Below are 21,813 nucleotides of genomic sequence, written 5' to 3'. Positions count from 1 at the left end.
TGCGTGTATGGGCGGTATATAGTTTACCAGACGCTTTGCCTCTCTGCTAGCGGGTCCTATAGCAGATTACTATTGCTGGCGAGCATATGCAAATGCGCATGAAAGATTGCGAAAACGGGAAGTGAGAGGAGTAGCTCAGGCGGGGACGTGCGGAGAGAAAGGCTCTAGAGAGTGTTCTTGCTGGTCAATGCATTACACAGAGAGGCAGCACGTCATTACGTCCACGGAGGGCTGAGCTACAGAATGAAGGGCGGCCTCCGTGAACGCAGCGACAGGCGCAAGAATGAATTTGTTGGCGCTGCTGCGTATATGCGTACACGATGAAAAACTCCCGGTCGTGATGTTTCTATATGCGTGTAGTATATCATATCGGCACAGGACTGTATAGCGTGAAGGGTGGTAGCTAGCGGCCTGTTTGTGTGCGCTGGCGCGCCAGCAGAAAGAACATGAGCGCGATAACCAGCGAGGCGATGCCAGTAATAATATGAGACACGTGATAATCGAGGAGAAAGAGCACAAACCAGCCCAGCGCAACGATCGACCAGGCAAGGGAGCTGATATACCAATTGTTGAGCCAGCGAGCGAGCCAGGACCTGGTACGAGACATGTGGCAAATCTCCTCTCTGTTTGTTTACGACCTAGGAGACGTAACAAAACCTGCATTTCTCCTAACTTATGCGAAGAATTGTCCTACCGTTACAGACAAGGTTGGTAATAATTGAGATGGCAAGGTATCTTTATCCATAAAGATACCTTGAGAGTGATATCCATCAGTATAGAGCACCAACACTTCTATAGTGTGCATTTCTGGACTGATAATCCAGTATTCTGATACTCCTGCCTGTGCGTAGGCGTCAAGTTTCTTCAAACGATCATATGCAGCCGTACCAGGAGAAGTTACTTCGATAACTAGGTCAAGAGCGCCTACCACGCGGCTTGGCGTCACCATGCCCAAATTCTCGCTCCGTAAAACAAAAACATCAGGTTGAACAACTCGATTAGGAGCCAGCTCAACATCCAGGGGAGCAGTAAAAACTGTTCCTAAACCAGCGAGATCCACACATTGAGTGAGATAGAACGTAAGCCACTTGACCACTGTTTGATGTGATGGAGTTGGAGACGGCGCCATAAGCAATACACCGTCCATGATTTCATAACGCTGCCCATCATCTGGCAAAGCTGCATACTCAGCATACGTCCATTGCCCCTGGCGCGGACCTGATATCCAATCAGCAGGTGTCAAGACAGACGACCTTTCAAATGTAGTCATGGTTCCCTGCCTCTCATGCAAAACAAACCAAATGATAATATAACGCGTCAATATAAGAATACCATATTCGTCTATAAGTAGGCTCATTTTCAGGTTCTTGATGAGTAGATGAGTAATGTGATGTGTCTTGCCAACCGCAAACTATCAGGACACATCACACTACTCATTAGGGCGAGCACCGCAGGCGCAAGGGGTTACGTTAAGCCTGGGGATCAAGCTCGTTGTCGGAGAGCACATTCAGGCGAGACGCCTGGGCTTGACGCTGGCTCTGAATGAGTTGTGCGATGAAGACCAGGGCTACAACAGCGAGGGGCGCGCCACACCAGGCCCCGATGGAGCCAAAGTAGTAGAGCGAGAGTGCTGGCACGAGGAGTAGCGAGATGGCCAGGCCATAGCAATACATACGGAACTCAGGGAAGATGAGCATAAGGAGCATCGCGAGATAGAGAAAGGCATAGGAGAGGATCGTTAGGAACTCCAGGCTCAGGCCAAAAAAGCCCAGAGTGGTATTAGGACTTAGCAGGCTAGAGGTATGCATAGCGATAGCAAATGCATTTTGCCCAACAATGAATAGTAAGATGGGAACCAGGCCAACGCCAATACCAATTACCAGTTTAGGGTTAATGCGCTGGCGCGCGTAGGTGAGCAGGTTCAGCACAGGGGAATGCTCCTTTCCTTGTCGCTTTACTGGTTGCTTGTGCTTTTAGTATAAGCGCCACAAAAAGAGGAGGCATAGCACACTCCTTAACAGGGCGAGCGCCATAGGCGCGAGAGCGAGATCAGGCCAGGTGGGTATAGAACTGGCCATGGAAACCGTAGGGGATATGATGAGGGACCTCCGCACGCGCAATCTCTTCAAAGGTATGCGCGTCCAGGACGAGTAAGAATGAATTACCCTTGTGGGCGTTGAGAACGACTGAGAGGATGACTCCACCGTCTTCAGCTCGCGCATTGGGGGAAGGTGTAAAGACAGGTTCGCCAGGATAACAACCGCTCTCCTCCCAGATATGGGCTGTGCGCTCTTTGAGGTCGACGCGTAGCAGACGATTGGTAAAGACATCTGGCTGCTCTTTATTGATGCTTACTCCATAGGCCACGCCGTAGTCATGGGTATTGTACTGGTGATAGTTGATCGTAGGAAGCTCAAGCGGGTGCGGCGTCAGTACCTCGTAGCTGGCGCTCTCCCCGCGTAGAGGAATGTGATAACGGCGCAGCTCGCCACTACCATTCTTATCGACTTCAGAGCCAAGCCCAAAGCTACGCAGATGATCGAGGTAGAGCGCGTTGATATTACCCGGATCGGGATAGGCTGAGAGATCGACGAGCACCTCGTCACCCTGCTCAAAGGCATTCACATGATGGAAGGTGAAGAATGCCTCGGTATGGTAGCGCCCCACAATGCTGCCGTCATGCTTGCTCATCACGATAAATTGTGTTCCCTCCTCGGGTCGCCACGTATAGTTCTCAATGAAGGGCTTACCACTGCTGAGCACCTCCAGCGGATTGATCCGGTAGGGAAATTCCGCAATAACCACGTAATTCTCGGTCATGCCAAAGCTATGAATATAGGCCGGTTCCATAATGGGATAGGAGCCGATCTCGTAGCGCCTCTTCGAACCCCTGGGCAGGCCAAAGACACGGAACTGGCTAGGCATAAAGAATTCGGTCATATAGCTAATGGTGGCCTGCTGCGCGAAGTCGTAGTGAGGGTGAGCGCAGCCATGATGGCCCTTGAGATCATCTTCAAAGTAGATGACGCCCAGTGTATCGAGCGTATCGGGATTAAAAGCGATGGGGAGCGGCGTCTCGGTCAGGGCAGCAAACTCGCCCGCGATCTTGTTGATGCTGACATTGGCATTGACGGAGGCGGTCATTGAGCCTTTAAAGATTGATTTGCAGGGATCGGTGGCAAACATACTAAAGGTGATGCGCCCCTCCTCTATGGATGTCTTATAGACATCGCTTTGCAAGAACTTATTTGCATAGGAGACCTTCCCATCCTGAAGTGAGAAGCGATGTAGCATAGCGAAGCCATCGAACCAGTGGCGGAATTGATCTTCCCCCACCTCGAATTTCGCTGGCCCGTTGCGCAAGAGGGTACCGCGGAGCCAAGAAGGGAGGCGTCCCCGAACTGGAAGCTGATCGAGAACGGTCTCTTCATTGAGGGACTGATAACCAAGGCGAAATGTATGTTCCATACGCTGATCAACATCCTTTCTTGTCGCGAGGAGAGCGCTAGCCTGAGGGACATGTAGATGGGTCCCTCTATCTATGCTAATCCCCGGGGCGAAATGAGTGTTTTTGCAGGTATGTGTTCAACTCAGCCTCGAAGGTATAGCGCTGTGGGCGAACCGGGTCGATGCGCACAGAGATGAAGTCATTCTCCTGGTAGGGTGTGGGGGGCCGGTCGAGAGGATGACTGCGGAAGACATAGGTCTTCTCGGTCAGAGGATCGGTCCACTCCGCGACGATAATCTGGCGCATGATGGGAGCAGATGGGGCATCGCTAGCGAGCGTCTCTGGAGCGTCTGGTGACTCAGGTGCACCGCTCAGCTCTTCTTCTGCTCTGTTTTGTGTTCTCTGCGGCGCGGTGGGCTGTAGGGGGTAAAGGGTGTGTATGCGCGCCTGAACAAGAGTGCCGTTCTGTGAAAGCCAGTACATCTCCTGGCGCTCAATATACGAGAGCCCAGAGAGGACGAGGATGGCGATAACGATGAGTAAGACGACGACAATAATCAGGATAAATAGCCAGGACATGAGTAATTGGCCTCTTCTCTTTCTGCAAGATAAATACAGGCGGATAGTTTTTTCAACCATAAATTATAGGTGATAGGCGAGTTTTTTGCACGCGTGCCAGGGAAGCATACGGCGCTGTTGTCCGACGCTGCTCAAGCACGCGTTTCCATATCATGGTTCATTGGGGTGGCTGTTGCCCAGAAGGATAGGAGGTATAGGTGCTCATGGATGTTGGGGCTCCGGGCTGGGCGAATTGATTAGAGGCGACGGGATAGGTGGTTTGTGACTGATACTGGCTATACGGACCAGGGTGTGGCGTCTGGCCAGGAGTGGGTTGTATCTGTCCAGACTGAACGACGATGCGTAATGGCGCGTCAGGGGTCTGTGTGCCGCGCCGGGTGAAGAGGCTAGTGAGTAGCAAGATGATGCCAAGCATGGCCAGGCCACTACCAAGGAACCAGTCGTTTTCATAACGTCCCCGTGGTTTTTGCAGGAAAGTATTGGTCAGGATATTCACTGGCTGATTGCTGCTATCATAGCCGATGATTTCTACCACCTTGTAACCAGTCCCAATGAGCGTGTAATTGGAAGAGTAGGTTGCCGTATCCTTTCCGGTGACGTTGATAGGTTGGGCCGTATCGGAATCGTAGCGAAAGGTATAGTTGTGTGCAGAGAGCGCGTTGAGCTTATTGGCATTAGCGATATCGGCCACATTCACGATATAAATTTTGGGGTCATTGCTCAACTGAAGATATTCAGTGCCTGAGCTGCTACTGTTGGGAGTAGTAGGATCGCTCTGATAAATAGCGTGCTGAAGTGTTCCCTGTTCGCTGGACTGATAGCCCAGGTCGTGAGAACGTGTGCCATAAATCAGGCCACCTATAGCCAGAATGAGCCCAGATAGGATAAGGAGAAGCGAGAACTGCGAGCGACGCATAGAATAAACCTCGTTTCCAAATTGCAAATATAAATGGTGAATTTTAATGCACTTGATGTAGGCCGCTCATATTGTATGCTAATCGAGCATAAAAAAATAGGGTGTAGTTCACAAAATTTGTGACACTACACCCTATCAACTTGTTTTGAGGAGATTTCTGTAGATTAGACCAGCGCGGCCTCGTTGGCGCGTACCGAGAAGTAGGACGACTGCTGGTGATGTACGATGATCGCCGCGGTCGACTGCTCGGGTACGAGCTGATGGGCCTCTGTAAGGTTGATGCCGATGCTCTCGGTGACGGGCAGCACTTTGAAGAGCTTCTCATGATCTACCAGGTCAGGGATGGCGGGATAGCCCCAGCTGTAGCGTCGGCCCCGATCCTCTTCCAGCCCCAGTTCATGGCGCACCAGGCGATTGGTGTACTCGGCCAGGCCCTCCGCCATCTCGACGGCGAGACCATGCACGAAGTAGCCCTCCGAATAGTTGCCTGCCTGCTGCAGCTGATCGATATACTCAGAGGCGGCGCGGCCCATGGTCACGACCTGGAGTGGCACAACGTCGATCTTCCCGCTCTCTACTGAGGCGAAGTAGTCGGCCAGGCAGAGGCGCTCGCGCTCGCGCTGGCGTGGGAAGCTAAAGCGCGTGAGCTCCCGCCACTGCGAGAGGGGCTTGCCGCTCTCAACCTCGCCAGGCTCGTAGACGATCAGATCATTGCCGCTGGATTGGCAGGGATAATAGCCGTAGACCACGCGAGGTTGCAGGTAGCGCAGGCGGCGCGCCTCCTGGAGCATGCGCTCCAGGCGTGGCTTGAAGTCCTGCTCAACGAGGCGCTCAAATTCCTCGCCATGTGTCTTGCCGCCCCAGTGCAGGCGGTAGAGTGTCTTGAAGTCCATACATTCAGCGACATCTTCTAACCCGATGCGATCAAGCACGCGTGGCCCCCAGAAGGGCGGTGTGGGCAGGGAGCGCGCTGGCTGAATGCTCGTCGAGGGCCTGGTATCCACTTGAGACTGGCTGTTGGCTGTCTCTTCTTGACCTCTTGCTTTACGCTGGCGTTCGTTCAGGGCCTCCTGCTGGATTTTCTCCACGAAGGTGGAGCGTTGTTCTGGCACGCTGGTCAGGCGATCCATGATGTCGAGTCCCTCGAAGGCATCGCGGGCGTAGAAGACGCCGGGTGCGTAGGGCAGGGGTGCCGCCTCCGCGTTTTGCTCATCGACGAAGAGGATACGCCGCCCAAATGAGCGGTTGATGGCGGCCCCGCCAATGATGACGGGGAAGTTATGGCCGCGCTTATGCAGTTCTTTTACGCACAGTGGCATCTGCTTGGAGGTACTGACCAGGAGCGCCGAGAGACCGATGGCGTCAGCGTTAACCTCGATGGCCTTATCGATAATTGTATTGAGCGGGACCTGCTTGCCCAGGTCGTATACCGTGTAACCGTTGTTGGTCAGAATCGTATTGACCAGGTTCTTGCCGATATCATGTACATCGCCAAAGACTGTTGCCAGCACGACCTTACCCTTGGTATAGCCTTCCTTCTTCTCCAGGTAGTTCTCCAGGTGTGCCACAGACTTTTTCATAACCTCGGCTGACTGAAGTACAAAGGGGAGAATCAGCTCGCCCGCGCCGAAGCGGTCGCCGACATCCTTCATTGCGGGCAGGAGCACCGTATTCAGCACTTCTACGGCCGCCTCGCTGGTTGGAGTATCACTGGCCTCGGTGCGTTCCTGAATGATTGCGTCGATAAGCGGCTCGATACCCTCTTTACGCCGGTGCAGGATCTGCCAGTGAATACGTTCGGCAGTATTCATCCCCTCGGTCGGATCGACCTTGGCCTCGCCCTCGTTCTTCTGTGGGCCGTGCGACTCAAAGTATTCAATAAAGCGTGGCAGGGCTTCAGTGCGATTGAAGATCAGGTCCTCGGCGAGTTGGCGTTGCTCCGTGTCGATCTCGGCGTATGGCTTGATATGGGTCGGATTGACGATAGCCATATCCAGGCCCGCCTTAATCGCGTGATAGAGGAAGACGCTATTGAGCACGGCGCGTGCATGAGGCTTGAGGCCAAAGGAGACGTTACTCACGCCTAGCACGGTCATGACGCCGGGCAGTTCGGATTTGATACGGCGAATGCCCTCCAGGGTGTCGATGCCCGCTGTCTGAAGTTCTTCCTGGCCTGTCGTAATCGTAAAGGTCAGGGGATCAAAGATCAGGGCATTGGGTGAGAGGTCATATTCGTTGACGCAGATGTCATAGATCTTGCGCGCGATCTCGACCTTGCGTTCAATGCTCTTGGCCATGCCCTCTTCATCGATGGTCAACGCTACGAGCGCGGACCCATGCTCAAGCGCGAGGGGGACTACTTTCTCGATGCGCTGGCGCCCATTTTCCGTATTGATAGAGTTGATGATGGCGCGCCCGGGATAGATCTCAAGCGCGGCCTGAATGACATCGGCCTCGGTTGAGTCGATGACCAGGGGGGCTTCGATACCCATTGAGAGCTTCTTGACAGTTTTGTGCATCTGCTCAGGCTCATCGGTGCGCTCCGTCACTGCCACCTGGACGTCGAGAACGTGCGCGCCCCCCTCGACCTGCTCGCGACCAATCCCTAGCAGCGTGTCATAGTCGTCCTTGAGCAAAGCTTGCTTGGCCTTCTTGCTGCCCTGGGCATTGACGCGTTCGCCGATCAGTAGAGGAGCGGGGTCCTGCTGCATCTCAACGGAGCGGATGGCGCTGGAGACGAGCGGGGGCATAATCTGCTTGAAGTCTTTGTGCTCGATATTCTGATCGGCCTGGGGGCGTGGCTTGCGTGTCACTGGTCGGCAAGCACGTACGATGGCTTGCAGGTGCTCATGACTGCTGCCACAACAGCCGCCGATGATGTTGACGCCAAACTCCTCGATAAACTCGCGCAGAGCCTGGGCCATAGGTTCTGGCTCCAGGGGATAGACAGCCTGCCCATTGACGTTGAGCGGAATGCCCGCATTGGGGATAGTCGAGATTGGCAGACGACAGTTCTCGGAGAGATAGCGCACCGGTTCGCGCATATGCTCTGGACCGGTGGAACAGTTGAGCCCAATGATATCTACGCGCAGGGCGGTGAGGGTAGTGGTCACGGCGGCGATATCGGTTCCCAGTAGCATACGCCCACTGGTATCAAGCGAGACCTGGGCCTGGATGGGTACGCGACGACCTATCTCTTGCATGGCGCGGCGCAGCCCCGTAATCGCGGCCCGCACCTCGAGGATATCCTGACTGGTCTCGATGAGCAATACATCGACGCCGCCCTTGAGCAGGGGAATGGCCTGCTCGTGAAAGATCGCGGCCAGTTGCTGATAGGTAATATTGCTGAGCATGGGGTCGTCTGAGGAAGGAAGCATACCGGTGGGCCCCACGGAACCAGCCACAAAACGTGGTTGGCTGGCGGTGCTATAGCGATCAGCCAGGCGACGAGCGAGACGGGCCGCTTCAAAATTGACCTCGTAGGTAAGATGCCCAATCTGGTATTCATCGAGCTTGAGTCGGCTGGCGGTAAACGAATCGGTCTCGATGACATCGCAGCCAGCTTCAAAGAAGCCAGTGTGAATCTCTTCAATGACCTGGGGTTTGGTCAGGACCAGATATTCATTGCAGCCCTCTGTCTGCTGACCACCATAATCCTCGGCTGTCAGCTGATAGCGCTGGATATTTGAACCCATGGCCCCGTCAAAGATAAGCGGACGACGTGCCAGGGCAGAGAGAAATTGACTCATGGGCAAAACCTGCTTTCAAAGAGATAGGCTAGGTAGATCGCAAATTATTTTTAATGAAGAGCTGATACATCATTGTAGCAGGCAATCATGCAGGTGGGAAACATCATTTTGCCCTCCATTATACCATGCTCAGCTGATGCTGAGTAACGAAAAAGGAAAGGTTTTAGTGTAGAATAAGTGTGAGTACGTTTTCTGGCTGAGTAGCGCGTGCTTCGTAAAGAGGAAAAGAGCGACACGGATCTGTCATGTCAGGCGGAGAATGGTTGGAGAGGCAGGGCACATTGATAGGCTTTACGCTTGTGCAGTGCGCAGTCATGCAATGCAAGATCCAGTGGCGGATCAAGACGTAACCCATACTCCTAAGAGGTGCCAGGCTGCTTCGGCTCCCCTTCGCGGAAAGAGCAGGATACATGAAAACTAGAGAGGCTGCATGTTTTACGCTATTGCAGTATCCTCAGCCGGATCGAGGGATTGTTTCGGTAGCTCGGCAGCCGCTGTTTCTGCATCCTGCATATGTGGAAAAACAGCATAACAAGGGAGTGCCGACATGTCAAGTATTTTTACGCTAGGTATTGAAGAAGAGTTTCAGCTAGTAGACACGTCTACGGGAGAGCTACGATCATGTGCGCCCGCGATTTTAGCGCGCGGCTATGAGCAGTTTGGGGAGCAGATTACCTCTGAGGTCTTGCAGGCGACGTTAGAGCTTACCTCAGATGTATTTCCCACGATTGAGGTGGCGCGTCAGGCGCTGAGTGTCTCAAGGGCGAGACTAGCGAAACTGGTGGTGCAAGAAGGCGTAGCATTAATGAGTGCCGGTACCCATCCTAGCTCCTCCTGGAAGGTGCAGAAGCGTAGCGAGGGCGAGCGCTATGATGAGCTTGTCGCGGAATATCAGGATGTGGTGCTCTCGGACCAGATCTTTGGTTTGCATGTACATGTGGGCATTGGCGAGAGCCTACATGATCGTGAGATAGGCATGAAAGTATTCAGCCAGGCACGCACCTGGCTGCCACATTTGCTGGCCTTATCCACCAACGCACCCTTCTGGGAGGGGCGCTATACAGGCCTCAAATCGTACCGCGCCGTCCAGCGACGACGCTTCCCGCGCACCGGTATACCAGATGCCTTCGCCTCCTGGAGCGACTATGAGCGTTATGTGCAGCGCCTGGTCGCGATAGGCGCGATTGATAATGGCAAGAAAATCTGGTGGGATATGCGTCCCCATGTCTTTTTTCCCACGCTGGAGTTCCGCATCTGCGATATGCCCGCGACCTTAGATGACACCCTGGCGATTGCGGCGCTCTGCCAGGCGCTAGTGGCTAAATTGACCTGGCTGAATGAGCGTGGCCGCGAAGTCCCAGTCTTGTCGAGCCAGCTCATAGAAGAGAATGAATGGCGAGCGATGCGTTACGGCCTGGATGCCAGGTGGCTCGATTTTACACAGGGGCGTGATATAAGTATGCGGGCGGCTCTCGCGGAGCTGCTTGATTTTGTGGATGAGGTCGTTGCTGAGTTGGGGAGTCGTAGAGAGATAAACTATCTGCGCGCATTGCTCGAAGATAAGCGTGGAACGGGAGCCGATCAGCAGATTGCCGTCTACGAAGAGAGTGGTGACCTGCGCCGTGTAGTGAGTTTCTTGCGCGAACAGACGATGCAGGGCATTCAGTCTACTGAAGGCTAGCTCTACCTATAAAAACGCATTGGTTCGGCTAGGAGTACCTGTTACATTAAAATTGACGCTGTTTACAGCTGAGAAACGTGTCTCTCTCATAAGGTGGTGATATGGGGAGAAAGAACACGTTTATGAAGAAAGAGGTAGAGCTGCACCGATGCGTTGTTTTTTCTGGAAAAGGAAGCAGCATTGTGGTGATGGGCTCTCTCTCCTCGTGTAGGAGAATGAATGGATGAGTGAGTCAGAAAAAGCGGTGCCGTTTTCGCTTGGGATAGAGGAAGAATATCAGCTTGTACGCCAGGAGAATGGAGCGCTCAGCTCAAGCGCGCCGTTTGTGCTGGAAAAGGGGGCGCCGTATTTTCAGGAGCAGATTAAGCCTGAAATGCTGCAATCTACGATAGAGTTTATTTCAAGTGTGCTTCCCAACCTGGAGGCGGCGCGAAAAGAGCTCTATACGGCGCGAGCACTGCTTTACCGGCTAACCAAAGGCGATGGCCTCTCGCTTGTAAGTGCCGGTACCCATCCCAGCGCGGCATGGCGTGAAGAGCGGCGAACCGAGAAAGAGCGTTATAAAGAGCTTGAGGAAGAGTACCAGGATGTTGGGCGCGCCATTCTGATTTTTGGCCTGCATGTGCATGTTGGCATGCCAGATAAAGAGATGGCGATTCGCATCATGAACCAGGTACGTACCTGGTTGCCGCATATCCTGGCCTTCTCCGCCAATTCTCCCTTCTGGCAGGGACGCTATACAGGCTTAAAATCGTATCGTACGGTAGTCTGGAAGCGTTTCCCACGTGGTGGCTTGCCTGACGTGATTCCCTCGCGTGCGCATTTTGATCGCTTTGTCCAGGACCTGGTAGATATGAAGTGTATTGATAATGGCAAGAAGATCTGGTGGGATATCCGCCCACACGCCTTCTTCGATACTCTGGAGTTCCGCATTTGTGATATGCCCGCGACCTTAGAAGATACGCTGGCGATTGCGGCGCTCTGCCAGGCGCTGGTGGCTAAACTCGCGCGCCTCAATGAGCGAGGCGAGGGACCCCCAGCCAGTCCCCGCGATTATATCGAGGAGAACAAGTGGCGTGCCATGCGTTATGGTCTCGATGCCGAGGCTATCGATTTTCAGCGGCATCGTAAGTTGCCGATGCGTGACGCGCTTCGCGAACTGCTTGACTATGTTGACGAAGTAGTTGATGAGCTTGGGAGCCGACGCGAGATCGATTACCTGCGTCAGGTCCTTGATGAACCCCAGGGCAACGGAGCGGACCGGCAGATCGCCGTCTATAAAGAGAGCGGAGGCGATATCGAGGCCGTGCAGCGTTTCCTCATCGAACAGACGATGCGCGATGTGGAGCTAACAGAACTCGACTCCCAGGCGCCATTTATGCGCTTCATGATGCACTCGCGCATCAGCTAGGGCGTGCATCATGAAGTGTCATGTAGGGCTGTGTGGATGTGTAACTACACATCCACACAGCTTTTTAATTCTTCTTGATGGCAGAGGGTCTGCTCTGTCCCAGTATCATAAATCAGGGCCAGGTTATTAACATGGAGATCCCAGGCAAAGTCGCGTGAACTGAGATAAGGAACGATTTGGGAGAGTTTACGGGCATCGATATCGCCAAAGCCAATGGTGATGTGCGGGAGCCACTGATTGGGGTGATAGAGCTCAGATCCTCCACTAACTATTCCTGAAATCTGTAAAGCGCGCCAGAGGGAGCAGTGGAACTTACTCAAGCAGTGATTGCGCACGAGGGGGATATAGAGCACCGGGTGCTCGCCAGTAAAGAGAGCCAGTCCAGTGGTACGCACGTAGAAACAAGAATACTGCGCGGCAAAATCATGCAGGAACGCTTTAAGAGCGGGCAGCTGATAGTCTTGGGCAATATGATACGAGAAATGGGGATAGGGCGTCACATAGACGCCTTGAACGCCGAACTCTCCTTGTAGCTCGGCCCAGAGTTCCTCAATGACCCGGTAATACGTCTCATCAAGTAAAGAAACGATGCCGTGCATGGTCGTATCCCTCAGCAATTGTGGAAAGGTCCTCATGATACGGGACGGGTCTATGTATTACTACATAGCATACTCCTGCTGGCAATATGTAGAACGCGCTATCATTAGAGTGCAAAGCAGCCAATATAAGTATATAACATGCTTTATAAGCAATGAGAGTGTTATAGTGGAGATATCTTAGACATTTCCGCTATAACACTCTCATTGCTTATCCTCGCCTATCCTCTAAAACGCGGTCTCGGCCATGCGATCAATATGCTTACAGAAGCGCTCGATCTCTTCTTCAGTGTTATAGTAGTGCAGGGAGGCGCGGACCATCGTGTTCAGGTGGCGGCTCTCCATATCCAGGAGCGTTGAGTTATAATCGGAGATAGAGACGTTGATCTTCTCCGTGGCTAGCTGGTGCTTGATCTCTTCAGGGGTGATTCCCTCAATCGTAAAGGTCACGATGCCACACTGGTTGACACCCCGATCATGCACAATGACGCCGGGTATCGGGCTAAGTTGGGTGCGGAGCTGGTATGCCAGGGCTTTGAGGCGGCGCCAGATGTTCTCCAGCCCCCAGTTGAGCGCGTAATCAACGGCGACTCCCAGGCCGATACGACCCGCGACATTCCCCTCCCAGTTCTCGAAGCGCCGCGCGTCCGGGCGCATCTCATAGCTATCCTGCGTCGTCCAGGTGGCGGCGTGCAGGTCAAGCATGGGCGGCTCTAGCTGTTCCAGGAAGGCGCGCCGTACATAGAGAAAACCAGTTCCACGCGGCCCACGTAGATACTTGCGTCCCGTGGCCGAGAGCATATCACAGCCAATTTGCTCGACATCGATAGGCATCTGCCCGACGGACTGGCAGGCATCGACGAGAAACGGAATGTGATGCTGGCGTGCTAGCTTGCCAATAGCCTGTACTGGATTGACAAGGCCGCCATTGGTGGGGACATGCGTCACCGAGATGAGTTTGACGCGCTCATCGAGCATAGACTGAAGCGCCTCGACATCGACCTGCCCATATTTGTCATTAGGGATAGGCTCTACCACGGCTCCTGTCTTACGTGCCACCTGTAAATAGGCGATATAGTTGCTCGCATATTCCGCGATGGAGGTCAGGATACGGTCCCCGGCCTGGAAGCGCATGCCATAGAAAGCCATATCCCAGGCGCGGGTTGCATTCTCTATGAGTGCCACCTCGTCGCGCGAACAGTGAAGCAGGGTCGCAATGGCATCATAGGTATGCTCTGATTGCTTCTGGGCGTGATCGGCGGCCTCATAGCCCCCAATCTGAGCTTCGAGGCGCAGGTGATCCAGCGTGGCTGAGAGAACTGGCTCGGGGAGAAGAGAGGCGCCAGCATTATTGAAGTGCAGCACATTAGCACAGCCTGGCGTCTCCTCCCTGGCGCGTTGTACATCGAAAACGAAAGGCATATCACAGCTTCCTTCTGCTTGACTAGTGTTCTGTTAAAGCTCTCTTGAAAAGGAAAAGTGGGGAGTGCAGAGGGGCGTCAGCCCCTCTGCGTCCCTTTCCCCTACCGCCGCAGGCGGTATGAATTCTTTCAAACGAAATTGAACAGAGTACTGGAAATAGACGTAGTGCTTTCTTATCTTACCATTCAGGACCGTTCCACGCGAGTAGGCATGAGAGGAGAATAGTGGTAGCTGTCAGAGAATAGAATGTGGCTTAATGATTAACAAATACATTACAAAATTTGGCCTGGAGGACTGCCAGGAGTACTAAAGCATGGAAAATTTTGAGAATATAGACAAAATTCTTTACCATTAATATAGTGACTGACGAAAGTTCCTATTGGTCTTGCGGTGAGGGGTTGTCAGAGGCAAAGGGTTGGGAAGTCTATGTTTCAGGCTTCACACATAACGATGTCTGTTCCCACCTGATTTTAGGAATGGTACGAGGAGGTACGTTAGCGATATGCATACAAAAGAGCGAAAAACAGAGATCAAGACCTATAATCTCTGTATTTTAGGCTTTGGCAACGTCGGTCGAGCTTTAGCGCGGCACCTATTAGCCAAGCGCGAAGATCTGCGGAATGAATATGGTATCGAGTGGCGTGTGACCGGTGTGGCGACCCGGCGTATGGGCTGGATCGCTGATCCTCAGGGGATCGACCTTGAGGCCCTCCTGGCCGGGAATGTGCCACCTACGCAGACAGAGCCGCGTGATGTGCAGGAGTGGCTCCAGGCTGCCCAGGCGGATGTGCTCTTTGAGCTTACCTCGACGAATCCTCAGACGGGCCAGCCCGCGATTGACTACATGCGCACAGCTCTGGAACTGGGGGCCCATGTCGTAACCGCGAATAAGGGACCAGTGGTCCATGCCTATGTGGAACTGGAGGAACTGGCGCAGCGCAAAGGGAAACATTTCCTCTTTGAAGCCACAGTCATGGCAGGCGCACCCATCTTCTCCCTCTATCAAAACTCGCTTCCAGCGACCAAACTCATGCGTTTTCGCGGCTTGCTTAACGCCACCTCAAATGTCATTATTAACGAGATGGAGCAGGGCAAAAATTTTGCTGAGGCAGTCAAACGAGCGCAGGAACTGGGTATCGCTGAGACCGACCCCAGTCTGGATGTCGACGGCTGGGATGCGACGGTCAAGCTCTGTGCGATTGCTAATGTCTTGATGGACGTTCCGCTCAAGCTCGAAGAGGTCCAGCGTGAGGGCATCCGCGAACTCCAGCCCGCCGAGCTGCAGCGTGCGCGTGCCGCAGGCACGCCCTACAAGCAGGTGGCGACGCTTGAACGCGTGGGGCAAGACGTCGTGGCACGCGTCCAAACAGAGCAGGTAGAGGCAGGCGATCCCCTGGCGGCGGTTAGCCCGGCCTCCATGCTAGCCCACATGGAGATGGATATCGTACCAGGAGGTCTGACAGTCACGCTTCACCTGCCCGAAGATGAGACCGCGGGACCCGACGCGACCGCCTATGATGTCATGGCAGACTTCATTCGTGCCGTCTCAGCATAAAGGGAAAAAGGTGTGATGGATCCTGGCAGTTGCAGACGGCCAGGATCCATCACACCTTTTTTTCCTGAGTAGCTAAACTGGCTCGTCGATGGGAGGCAGGCCGATAAGGGTGTAGTCGCGTGGGTGTTCCACCAGGAAGCGATACTCTACTTTGTACTCGCCACTTGGAGGGAGCGTGAACTGCCAGGTATACAGCGAGAGCTTGGTCTGCTCGGTTGGCGCTGGTTGCACATGAAGTGTCTTAATTTTAACGCGTTCATGTTGAGGAACAGGCAGGTGATCACGCAACACGATCTGGCGTGGGAAGGACGTGAAGTTGGAAATGGTGATACGATAGCCATAGGTCAGGCGGCGCAGGTCATTTTGTAGCAGAACCCCCTTATCGACGGCACGCTCCGTCAGCTTGCGCTCAACCTTGATGCTGTCGTCGATTCCGAGAAAGATTTTGAATCGCTCGGAGTGAGCGGTTTGTTTGACCTGGGAGGTACCAACATATTCGCCTTTCAGGAAGATATGAGTTGTACCGGGTAGAATGACGCGCTCAGTGGTATTGGTAATGGTGGCGCGCAGATGCACATTCTCCTCCAGAGAGGGAGCCGAGACATAGTCAAAGGTGCAGGGAAGGCGATCAAGCGCGATAGTTGTTTTATGTGGCGAGCCATTCGAGGGAATATCGACGGAACGCGCGACGCGGAAGACATAGGCGGTGCCTGTATTCTCCACGGATGCCGTAGCCATTTGTGCGGGCTGGGGCATGGCTGCCGCTGGTGCTGCGGCGGCTGCCGGTGGTGGCATATCCATATCCTCCATGTGCGCACTCATTCCTGCGGCTGGCATGGCCTGGCTTTTTAGGGCGCGCGCATAGACCGGGGCAGGAGTGAAGGTGTTGATATACCAGGGTTTGAGCTCAGGCAAGACCGAGGCCAGGCTGGGGCGGGCGGTAGAGAGTGAGAGCTGAACATTGCTCCAATCTTCATCAGTGCGTTGTGTGACCACGCCCAGATAAGTTAGTTCAACCTCGCCACGATTGCCGTCCTCGTTGAGCTGGACACGAACATCGTACTGTGGCTGCCACGAGGCCCCCATAATCATGTAGGAGATTTCTAGCGTTACGTCGCCTTCTTGCGGCATCTCAAGCGCGACCACGGCTGCCAGGCGGTCAGTTGTGCCGGTATTTTGTGTCTGCGTATACTCGCGGCGGCGCGCATGAATCTCTTTCTGAAGGCGTTGAACCTGTACATCCAGCTCCAGGGCCTCTTCAGCATCCTGCTGGGCCTGTTGCGCGGCGAAGCGAAAGAAGTCGGCACAGTCCTGGGGCTTCATCTGACCACGGGCCAGGCCACGCGCAAAATCGGTCGCCTGCTCGCCAAGGGAACGAAGCCACTTGCGTCGATCCTGTAACGCCTCCTGGCGTGCTTTCAGCAGCTTGGCTTGCTGCTCCAGGTGCTCGATTTCTACCTCTAGCTTCAGTAGATCATCGCGCGTCGTAAAGCTATGATAGGCGGTGGTAATATCAACATTAAGAATGCGCATGCCCTGCGGACCCTGGCCGGAGGCTCGGAGTGATTCACGAAGGAAGGGCGGCAGATCATTGATGCGCACATCATGTTCGCCCTGGGCCAGGTGCATGGTGCCTGCGCGTGTGACGAGGGCGCGGTCATTATAAACAGTTACCTCGGTAATGGGAGCCTGTATATCAGTTGCGGGCATGGGAGTCTCCTTCTATATTGCGTTCTTCGTCTTATGTACGTGCGAGCGCCAGCGCTGGTTGGCAGTAGCCTGGATGTAGAGAATAGCACATTGCGCTGTTTTTTACCAGATATTTCTATACATTTCGTGAATTATTTAAAGGAGTAGGAAGAGTGGATATTGGAGAGCGCGATGATATCCTGCTTTTGACAATGAAATGAGAATAGAGTAATGTACGGATGTTCAAGATTAACATTCAGGAATTGATGGAGTAGAGGGGACATCGCTGATGACGACGCCCGCACGCAAGCAATATTTACGCATTAAGAGCCAATACCCTGACACCCTTCTCATGTACCAGGTGGGGGACTTTTTTGAAACCTTCGATGAGGACGCACGAATCGCCGCGCGCGAGCTACAGATCGTGCTCACCAGTCGCATGTATGGCAATGAAGCGATACCCCTGGCCGGTATTCCTCTACATGCCTTAAATAACTATATTGGCAAGCTGATTACCGCGGGCTATAAAGTCGCTGTCTGCGAACAGGTGGGAGAGGTGGGCAGGGGCGTGGTCGACCGGGCCGTGACACGAATTTTAACGGCGGGCACGCTCTCAGAGCCCAATCTCCTGCCAGCACGCCAGAATAACTACCTGGTGGCTATCGCTATGGGACGTGTGCAGACCGCACTGGCGGCAGTGGATGTCAGCACCGGCGAGTTTCTCGTGACCTGGTTTCGCTCCGAGGAGCTACCAGTCGCGCTGGATGCCGAGCTTCAGCGCCTCAACCCGGTTGAATGTTTGCTTGCTGAAGGGAGTAACCGTGAGGCGTATCACTTTCCCACGCAGACGGTGACGGTGACCTCCTGCCCTGGACACTTCTTCAATTCCGAGATGGCGCAGGATCGACTCTGTAAGCTGTTTGGCGTGCAATCACTTGAAGCATATGGATGCGCGCATATTCCCCAGGCTGTGGCCGCCGCAGGCGCGATAGTCGCCTACCTGGAAAAGATGAACAATGGCCTGCTTGCCCTCCTGACGGGCCTAAAATCCTATCGCACCAGCAGCTATATGGTGCTGGATGCCCATACCCAGCGCAACCTGGAACTCCTTCAGGGCACGCGCAGTGGCAGTGTGCAGGGAAGCCTACTGGGCGTGCTCGACCGCACCATTACCCCGATGGGTGCGCGTGAGATGCGCAAGACCATTACGCAGCCCCTGCTCGACCTCAATGAACTGGATGCGCGGCTGGGAAGCGTCGAGGAGCTCTTTGAGAGTCCAGCATTGCGTAGCCGCTTTACCATGAGTTTGCAGGTCTTTAGCGATATGGAGCGTATCGCCGGGCGTATTCGCCAGGGGACCGCCGTGCGCAACGAGGTTCTGGGCTTACGCGACAATCTTGAGCATGTCCCCGAGTTGCGTGAACTCTTGCGTGGCTGCGAGGCGCTACTCCTGCGTGAACTGGCCGAGGAGATGCAGGACTGTCAGGAGGTCATCGACCTGGTAGACCGAGCCTTGATGCGCTCGGGCGAGGAGGATGAGCATGGCGATGATGGGCGCTTGATTCGCCAGGGCTATGATCCAGAACTGGATGAACTCTTTGCCTCTATTCGCGACTCACGCCGCTGGATGGTCTCTCTGGAGGGGTGTGAGCGCGAACGAACAGGCATCAAATCTCTAAAAGTTGGCTTTAACAAGGTCTTTGGCTACTATATCGAAGTAAGCAATGCCAACCTGAAACTGGTGCCTGGCGACTATATGCGCAAGCAAACGCTAGTCAATGCCGAGCGCTTTATCACGCCTGAGCTGAAAGAGCATGAGGCGCGTATCCTGAGCGCCGTCGAGCGCATCGAAGAGATGGAGAAGGGGCTCTACGGGGAGGTCCTGCGGCAGATTAGCGTCTACTATGCGCAGCTAGCGCACACAGCCAGGCTCGTGGCCCGGGTTGATGTCCTGTTGAGCTTCGCCGTGGTCGCGGTTCACCAGGGCTATACGCGTCCCCAGTTGGAGCAGGGACATGGCATTGATATTCGCGATGGACGGCACCCGGTCGTTGAATATGCTCTGGATGGCGACGCCTTCATTCCCAATGATACACAGATGGAGGCCGACGAGGGGAGGCGTATTATGTTGCTGACCGGCCCCAACATGGCAGGCAAGTCGACCTACTTGCGCCAGGTAGCACTGATTACGCTCATGGCGCAAATTGGTAGTTTTGTGCCAGCCAGGCAGGCGCGGATAGGGGTTGTCGACCGGATCTTCACGCGTGTTGGGGCCGAGGATGATATTGCGGCTGGCAAGAGCACATTTATGGTTGAGATGGAGGAGACGGGAACCATCCTGCATCATGCCACGCCCCATAGCCTGCTCATCCTCGACGAGATCGGACGTGGGACCAGTACCTATGATGGGCTGGCCATCGCCCGCGCCGTGGTGGAGCACCTGCATAGCCGCTTGAAAGCACGCACGCTGTTCGCGACTCATTATCATGAATTGGCGGCTCTCGCGGAAGAGCTGCCTCATCTCTGTGTCCATGCTATGGCGATCAGTGATGAGGATGAGCATGCTAGCATTGTGTTTTTGCACAAAGTCGTCGAGGGGAGCGCGGGCAAGAGCTACGGCGTACATGTCGCGCGCCTGGCGGGGATGCCCATGAGTATTGTGGAGCGCGCCGAAGAGATTTTATACCAGCTAGAGGAGGGGCAGCAGGCCAGCGATAGCCGTTTAATCCTTCTCCCGGAGCGCGAGGAGCATATGGGTGTGGAGAGCAATGGGCGAGTCGCGGAGTCGCAGGCGAGCTATCATTGGCAGAGTGAGGAGGCTCGACAGATCGCGCAGCGCCTGGAGGCTGGCGAGGGGAGCGCGGATGATCTAGAGCTCATCAATCTGTATGCCATTACGCCCCTGGATGCCCTGAACTTATTGTCGTTGTTGCAGAACTGTCAGAAGAAACGCACTGGAAGGCGAGCATGAGTCAGTTGTACGAGCGAGCAGAAAACAATCTGGAGCAGCGTCCAGCCCGCAGACCAATCGTGGTCTTACCCGACGAGGTCGCCGAGCGCATCGCGGCGGGCGAGGTCATTGAGCGCCCGGTATCCGTTATCAAAGAACTGGTTGAGAACGCTTTAGACGCCCAGGCCCGTGCGATACGGATCGAGGTACGTGGCGGCGGGTTGCGCCTCATGCGTGTCAGCGATGATGGCATTGGCATTCCTGAGGACGAGTTGGAGCGGGCCTGTTTGCGGCATAGTACCAGCAAGCTCTCGACCATTGAGGATCTGGAACGTTTGGGAACACTTGGCTTTCGTGGTGAGGCTCTGGCGAGCATCGCCACCATTGCCGAGATGACCCTTGAGAGCAGGGCCAGCGAGACCGGAGATACAAGTGAAGAACGTCCTGCCCAGTTCGTGACCCTGCGTGGAGGCGAGGTGGTTGAGCGTGGGCGCAAAGCCAGGGTCCCTGGAACCACGGTGACGGTGCGTGATCTCTTCTTTAACGTGCCCGCGCGCCTGAAATTTATCCGTGGAGCGCGTACCGAGAATGGGCATATTCTCCACTATATACGGCGCTATGCCCTGGGCTATCCAGGGGTGCGCTTTACATTGGTGCTCGATGAGCATATCGCCTTACAGACAAGCGGCTCGGGTGAGCTAAAAACCGCGCTGACTGAAATCTATTCCCTGCCGCTCAATGAGATGCTCTACGAGGTGGAGCGAGGCGCTGGTGAGCAGTATCGCATCCATGGCTACATCGGAAATCGGGTGTTGGCGCAGAACAACCGGCAGTACGTGACGCTCTTTGTGAATGGGCGCTGGGTTCAATCGCGGGCACTCTATGACGCTGTGGAGAAGGGCTATCGTGGCCTGTTAGCCAAGGGAAAGCATCCCCTGCTTGTACTCTTTATCGAGGTCGCCCCCAACGAGGTCGATGTGAATGTACATCCGGCCAAGACCGAGGTGCGCCTGCTCCGTGAGCGGGAGGTGCTTGATCTCCTGACGGAGTCGGTCCAGGCTGTGCTGGAGCGTAGCCCTGTCCTGCCGGAGGAGGTCAAATTCCCCGGGCCGGTCCTGGCGACCCAACACAGGCTGCCTGGTGCACGTCGCAGAGGGTTGCATATGAGCGAGACTGCCGAGGAGTACCTGGCGGAGGCCGCGTCCCCCGCCTCGGCGGAGGCGATTGCTCAGTTGCGCCCCCTGGCCCAGCTGCAACGTGCGGTGATCCTGGCCGAGGCTCCCGATGGCAGCCTCTACCTCGTCGATCAGCACCGGGCGCATGAGCGTGTAATCTATGAGCACCTGCGCCAGCGTTACGCTCATGGCATCGATTCGGCAGAGGATGAGGAGGGCGAGGCCGTTAATGGGCATCTCCTGTTGGAGCCAGTGATTGTTGAGCTGAAGCGCCACGAGGCGGAACTATTGGAAGAGCGTCTCCCCATGTTGCGTGGGCTGGGTTTGGAGTGTGAGCGCTTCGGCGGGCGCAGTTTCCTTGTGCGCTCGATTCCAGGTGGAGAAGGGTATGAGCAGCTTGTGGGTCAGGTCGAGGACCTGGTACAGATCGCCGCCGAAGATAATGAGGATTGGGAGCACAGCCTCTTGATTGGCCTGTCCTGTCGCTCGGCCCTGCGGCGGGGCCGCGAACTTAGCCAGGGTGAGCAACAGTCACTTCTGACCTCGCTGGCACACGCCTCCGTACCGGCAGTCTGCCCGCATGGTAGCCCGATCCTACTCCATTATAGCCGCAGCTTTCTCATCGAGAAATTTGATTGGTAG

At 54.8% G+C, this 21,813-nt stretch carries 15 protein-coding genes; 5 read left to right on the top strand and 10 right to left on the bottom strand.

Going from position 1 to position 21,813, the window contains the following annotated elements; all coding sequences use genetic code 11:
* Positions 1-403 precede the first annotated feature (403 nt).
* From KTE_RS06795 to metH, 7 genes are all read right to left on the bottom strand, one after another.
* A complete protein-coding gene (locus tag KTE_RS06795; protein ID WP_201379754.1) occupies positions 404-607 on the bottom strand; it encodes a hypothetical protein in 204 nt (67 codons plus the stop codon).
* Between the two features lie 66 nt (positions 608-673).
* Positions 674-1,357 (bottom strand): Uma2 family endonuclease, encoded by a 684-nt coding sequence (locus tag KTE_RS06790; RefSeq protein ID WP_236600310.1) that lies wholly within the window; start codon positions 1,355-1,357, stop codon positions 674-676.
* Between the two features lie 112 nt (positions 1,358-1,469).
* Positions 1,470-1,928 carry a hypothetical protein gene (locus tag KTE_RS06785; protein ID WP_201379752.1) on the bottom strand — a complete coding sequence of 153 codons (459 nt, stop codon included), beginning with the start codon at positions 1,926-1,928 and terminating at the stop codon, positions 1,470-1,472.
* 121 nt (positions 1,929-2,049) lie between these two features.
* Positions 2,050-3,468, bottom strand: a complete 1,419-nt coding sequence (locus tag KTE_RS06780; protein WP_201379750.1) for a carotenoid oxygenase family protein — start codon at positions 3,466-3,468, stop codon at positions 2,050-2,052.
* Positions 3,469-3,544: 76 nt separating this feature from the next.
* Positions 3,545-4,027, bottom strand: a complete 483-nt coding sequence (locus KTE_RS06775) for a hypothetical protein (protein ID WP_201379749.1) — start codon at positions 4,025-4,027, stop codon at positions 3,545-3,547.
* A 157-nt stretch (positions 4,028-4,184) separates the two neighbouring features.
* Positions 4,185-4,943 (bottom strand): hypothetical protein, encoded by a 759-nt coding sequence (locus KTE_RS06770; protein WP_201379748.1) that lies wholly within the window; start codon positions 4,941-4,943, stop codon positions 4,185-4,187.
* 164 nt (positions 4,944-5,107) lie between these two features.
* Positions 5,108-8,692: a methionine synthase gene (gene metH / locus KTE_RS06765; RefSeq protein WP_201379747.1), complete on the bottom strand. Its 3,585-nt coding sequence runs from the start codon at positions 8,690-8,692 to the stop codon at positions 5,108-5,110.
* Between the two features lie 547 nt (positions 8,693-9,239).
* On the opposite strand from metH, the gene KTE_RS06760 reads away from it, so the two are divergent.
* Both KTE_RS06760 and KTE_RS06755 read left to right on the top strand, forming a co-directional pair.
* Positions 9,240-10,373 carry a carboxylate-amine ligase gene (locus KTE_RS06760; RefSeq protein ID WP_201379746.1) on the top strand — a complete coding sequence of 378 codons (1,134 nt, stop codon included), beginning with the start codon at positions 9,240-9,242 and terminating at the stop codon, positions 10,371-10,373.
* A gap of 223 nt (positions 10,374-10,596) precedes the next feature.
* Complete coding sequence (locus KTE_RS06755; RefSeq protein WP_201379745.1) at positions 10,597-11,784, top strand: carboxylate-amine ligase; 1,188 nt, start codon at positions 10,597-10,599, stop codon at positions 11,782-11,784.
* Between the two features lie 44 nt (positions 11,785-11,828).
* Here the strand turns inward: KTE_RS06755 and KTE_RS06750 are convergent, their stop codons facing one another.
* Positions 11,829-12,383: a 2'-5' RNA ligase family protein gene (locus tag KTE_RS06750; RefSeq protein WP_201379744.1), complete on the bottom strand. Its 555-nt coding sequence runs from the start codon at positions 12,381-12,383 to the stop codon at positions 11,829-11,831.
* A gap of 225 nt (positions 12,384-12,608) precedes the next feature.
* Positions 12,609-13,802 (bottom strand): aminotransferase class V-fold PLP-dependent enzyme, encoded by a 1,194-nt coding sequence (locus tag KTE_RS06745; RefSeq protein WP_201379743.1) that lies wholly within the window; start codon positions 13,800-13,802, stop codon positions 12,609-12,611.
* Between the two features lie 502 nt (positions 13,803-14,304).
* Between KTE_RS06745 and KTE_RS06740 the strand changes: the two genes are divergently transcribed.
* Positions 14,305-15,357, top strand: a complete 1,053-nt coding sequence (locus KTE_RS06740) for a hypothetical protein (protein WP_201379741.1) — start codon at positions 14,305-14,307, stop codon at positions 15,355-15,357.
* Between the two features lie 72 nt (positions 15,358-15,429).
* Here the strand turns inward: KTE_RS06740 and KTE_RS06735 are convergent, their stop codons facing one another.
* Positions 15,430-17,067 (bottom strand): mucoidy inhibitor MuiA family protein, encoded by a 1,638-nt coding sequence (locus KTE_RS06735; protein WP_201379739.1) that lies wholly within the window; start codon positions 17,065-17,067, stop codon positions 15,430-15,432.
* A 268-nt stretch (positions 17,068-17,335) separates the two neighbouring features.
* Here KTE_RS06735 and mutS point away from each other — a divergent pair, with 268 nt between their 5' ends.
* The gene (mutS, locus tag KTE_RS06730) at positions 17,336-20,017 is read left to right on the top strand and encodes a DNA mismatch repair protein MutS (protein ID WP_201379737.1); all 2,682 of its coding nucleotides are present in this window, start codon (positions 17,336-17,338) and stop codon (positions 20,015-20,017) included.
* Complete coding sequence (gene mutL / locus KTE_RS06725; RefSeq protein WP_201379735.1) at positions 20,014-21,813, top strand: DNA mismatch repair endonuclease MutL; 1,800 nt, start codon at positions 20,014-20,016, stop codon at positions 21,811-21,813. The genes mutS and mutL overlap by 4 nt, the downstream gene beginning before the upstream one ends.

Origin of the sequence: Ktedonobacter sp. SOSP1-85 (genome assembly GCF_016587415.1) — a bacterium.
Taxonomy (GTDB): domain Bacteria; phylum Chloroflexota; class Ktedonobacteria; order Ktedonobacterales; family Ktedonobacteraceae; genus Ktedonobacter.
The sequence above is the reverse complement of the archived record's forward strand: the minus strand, read 5'-3'. Positions and strand labels throughout refer to the sequence as shown.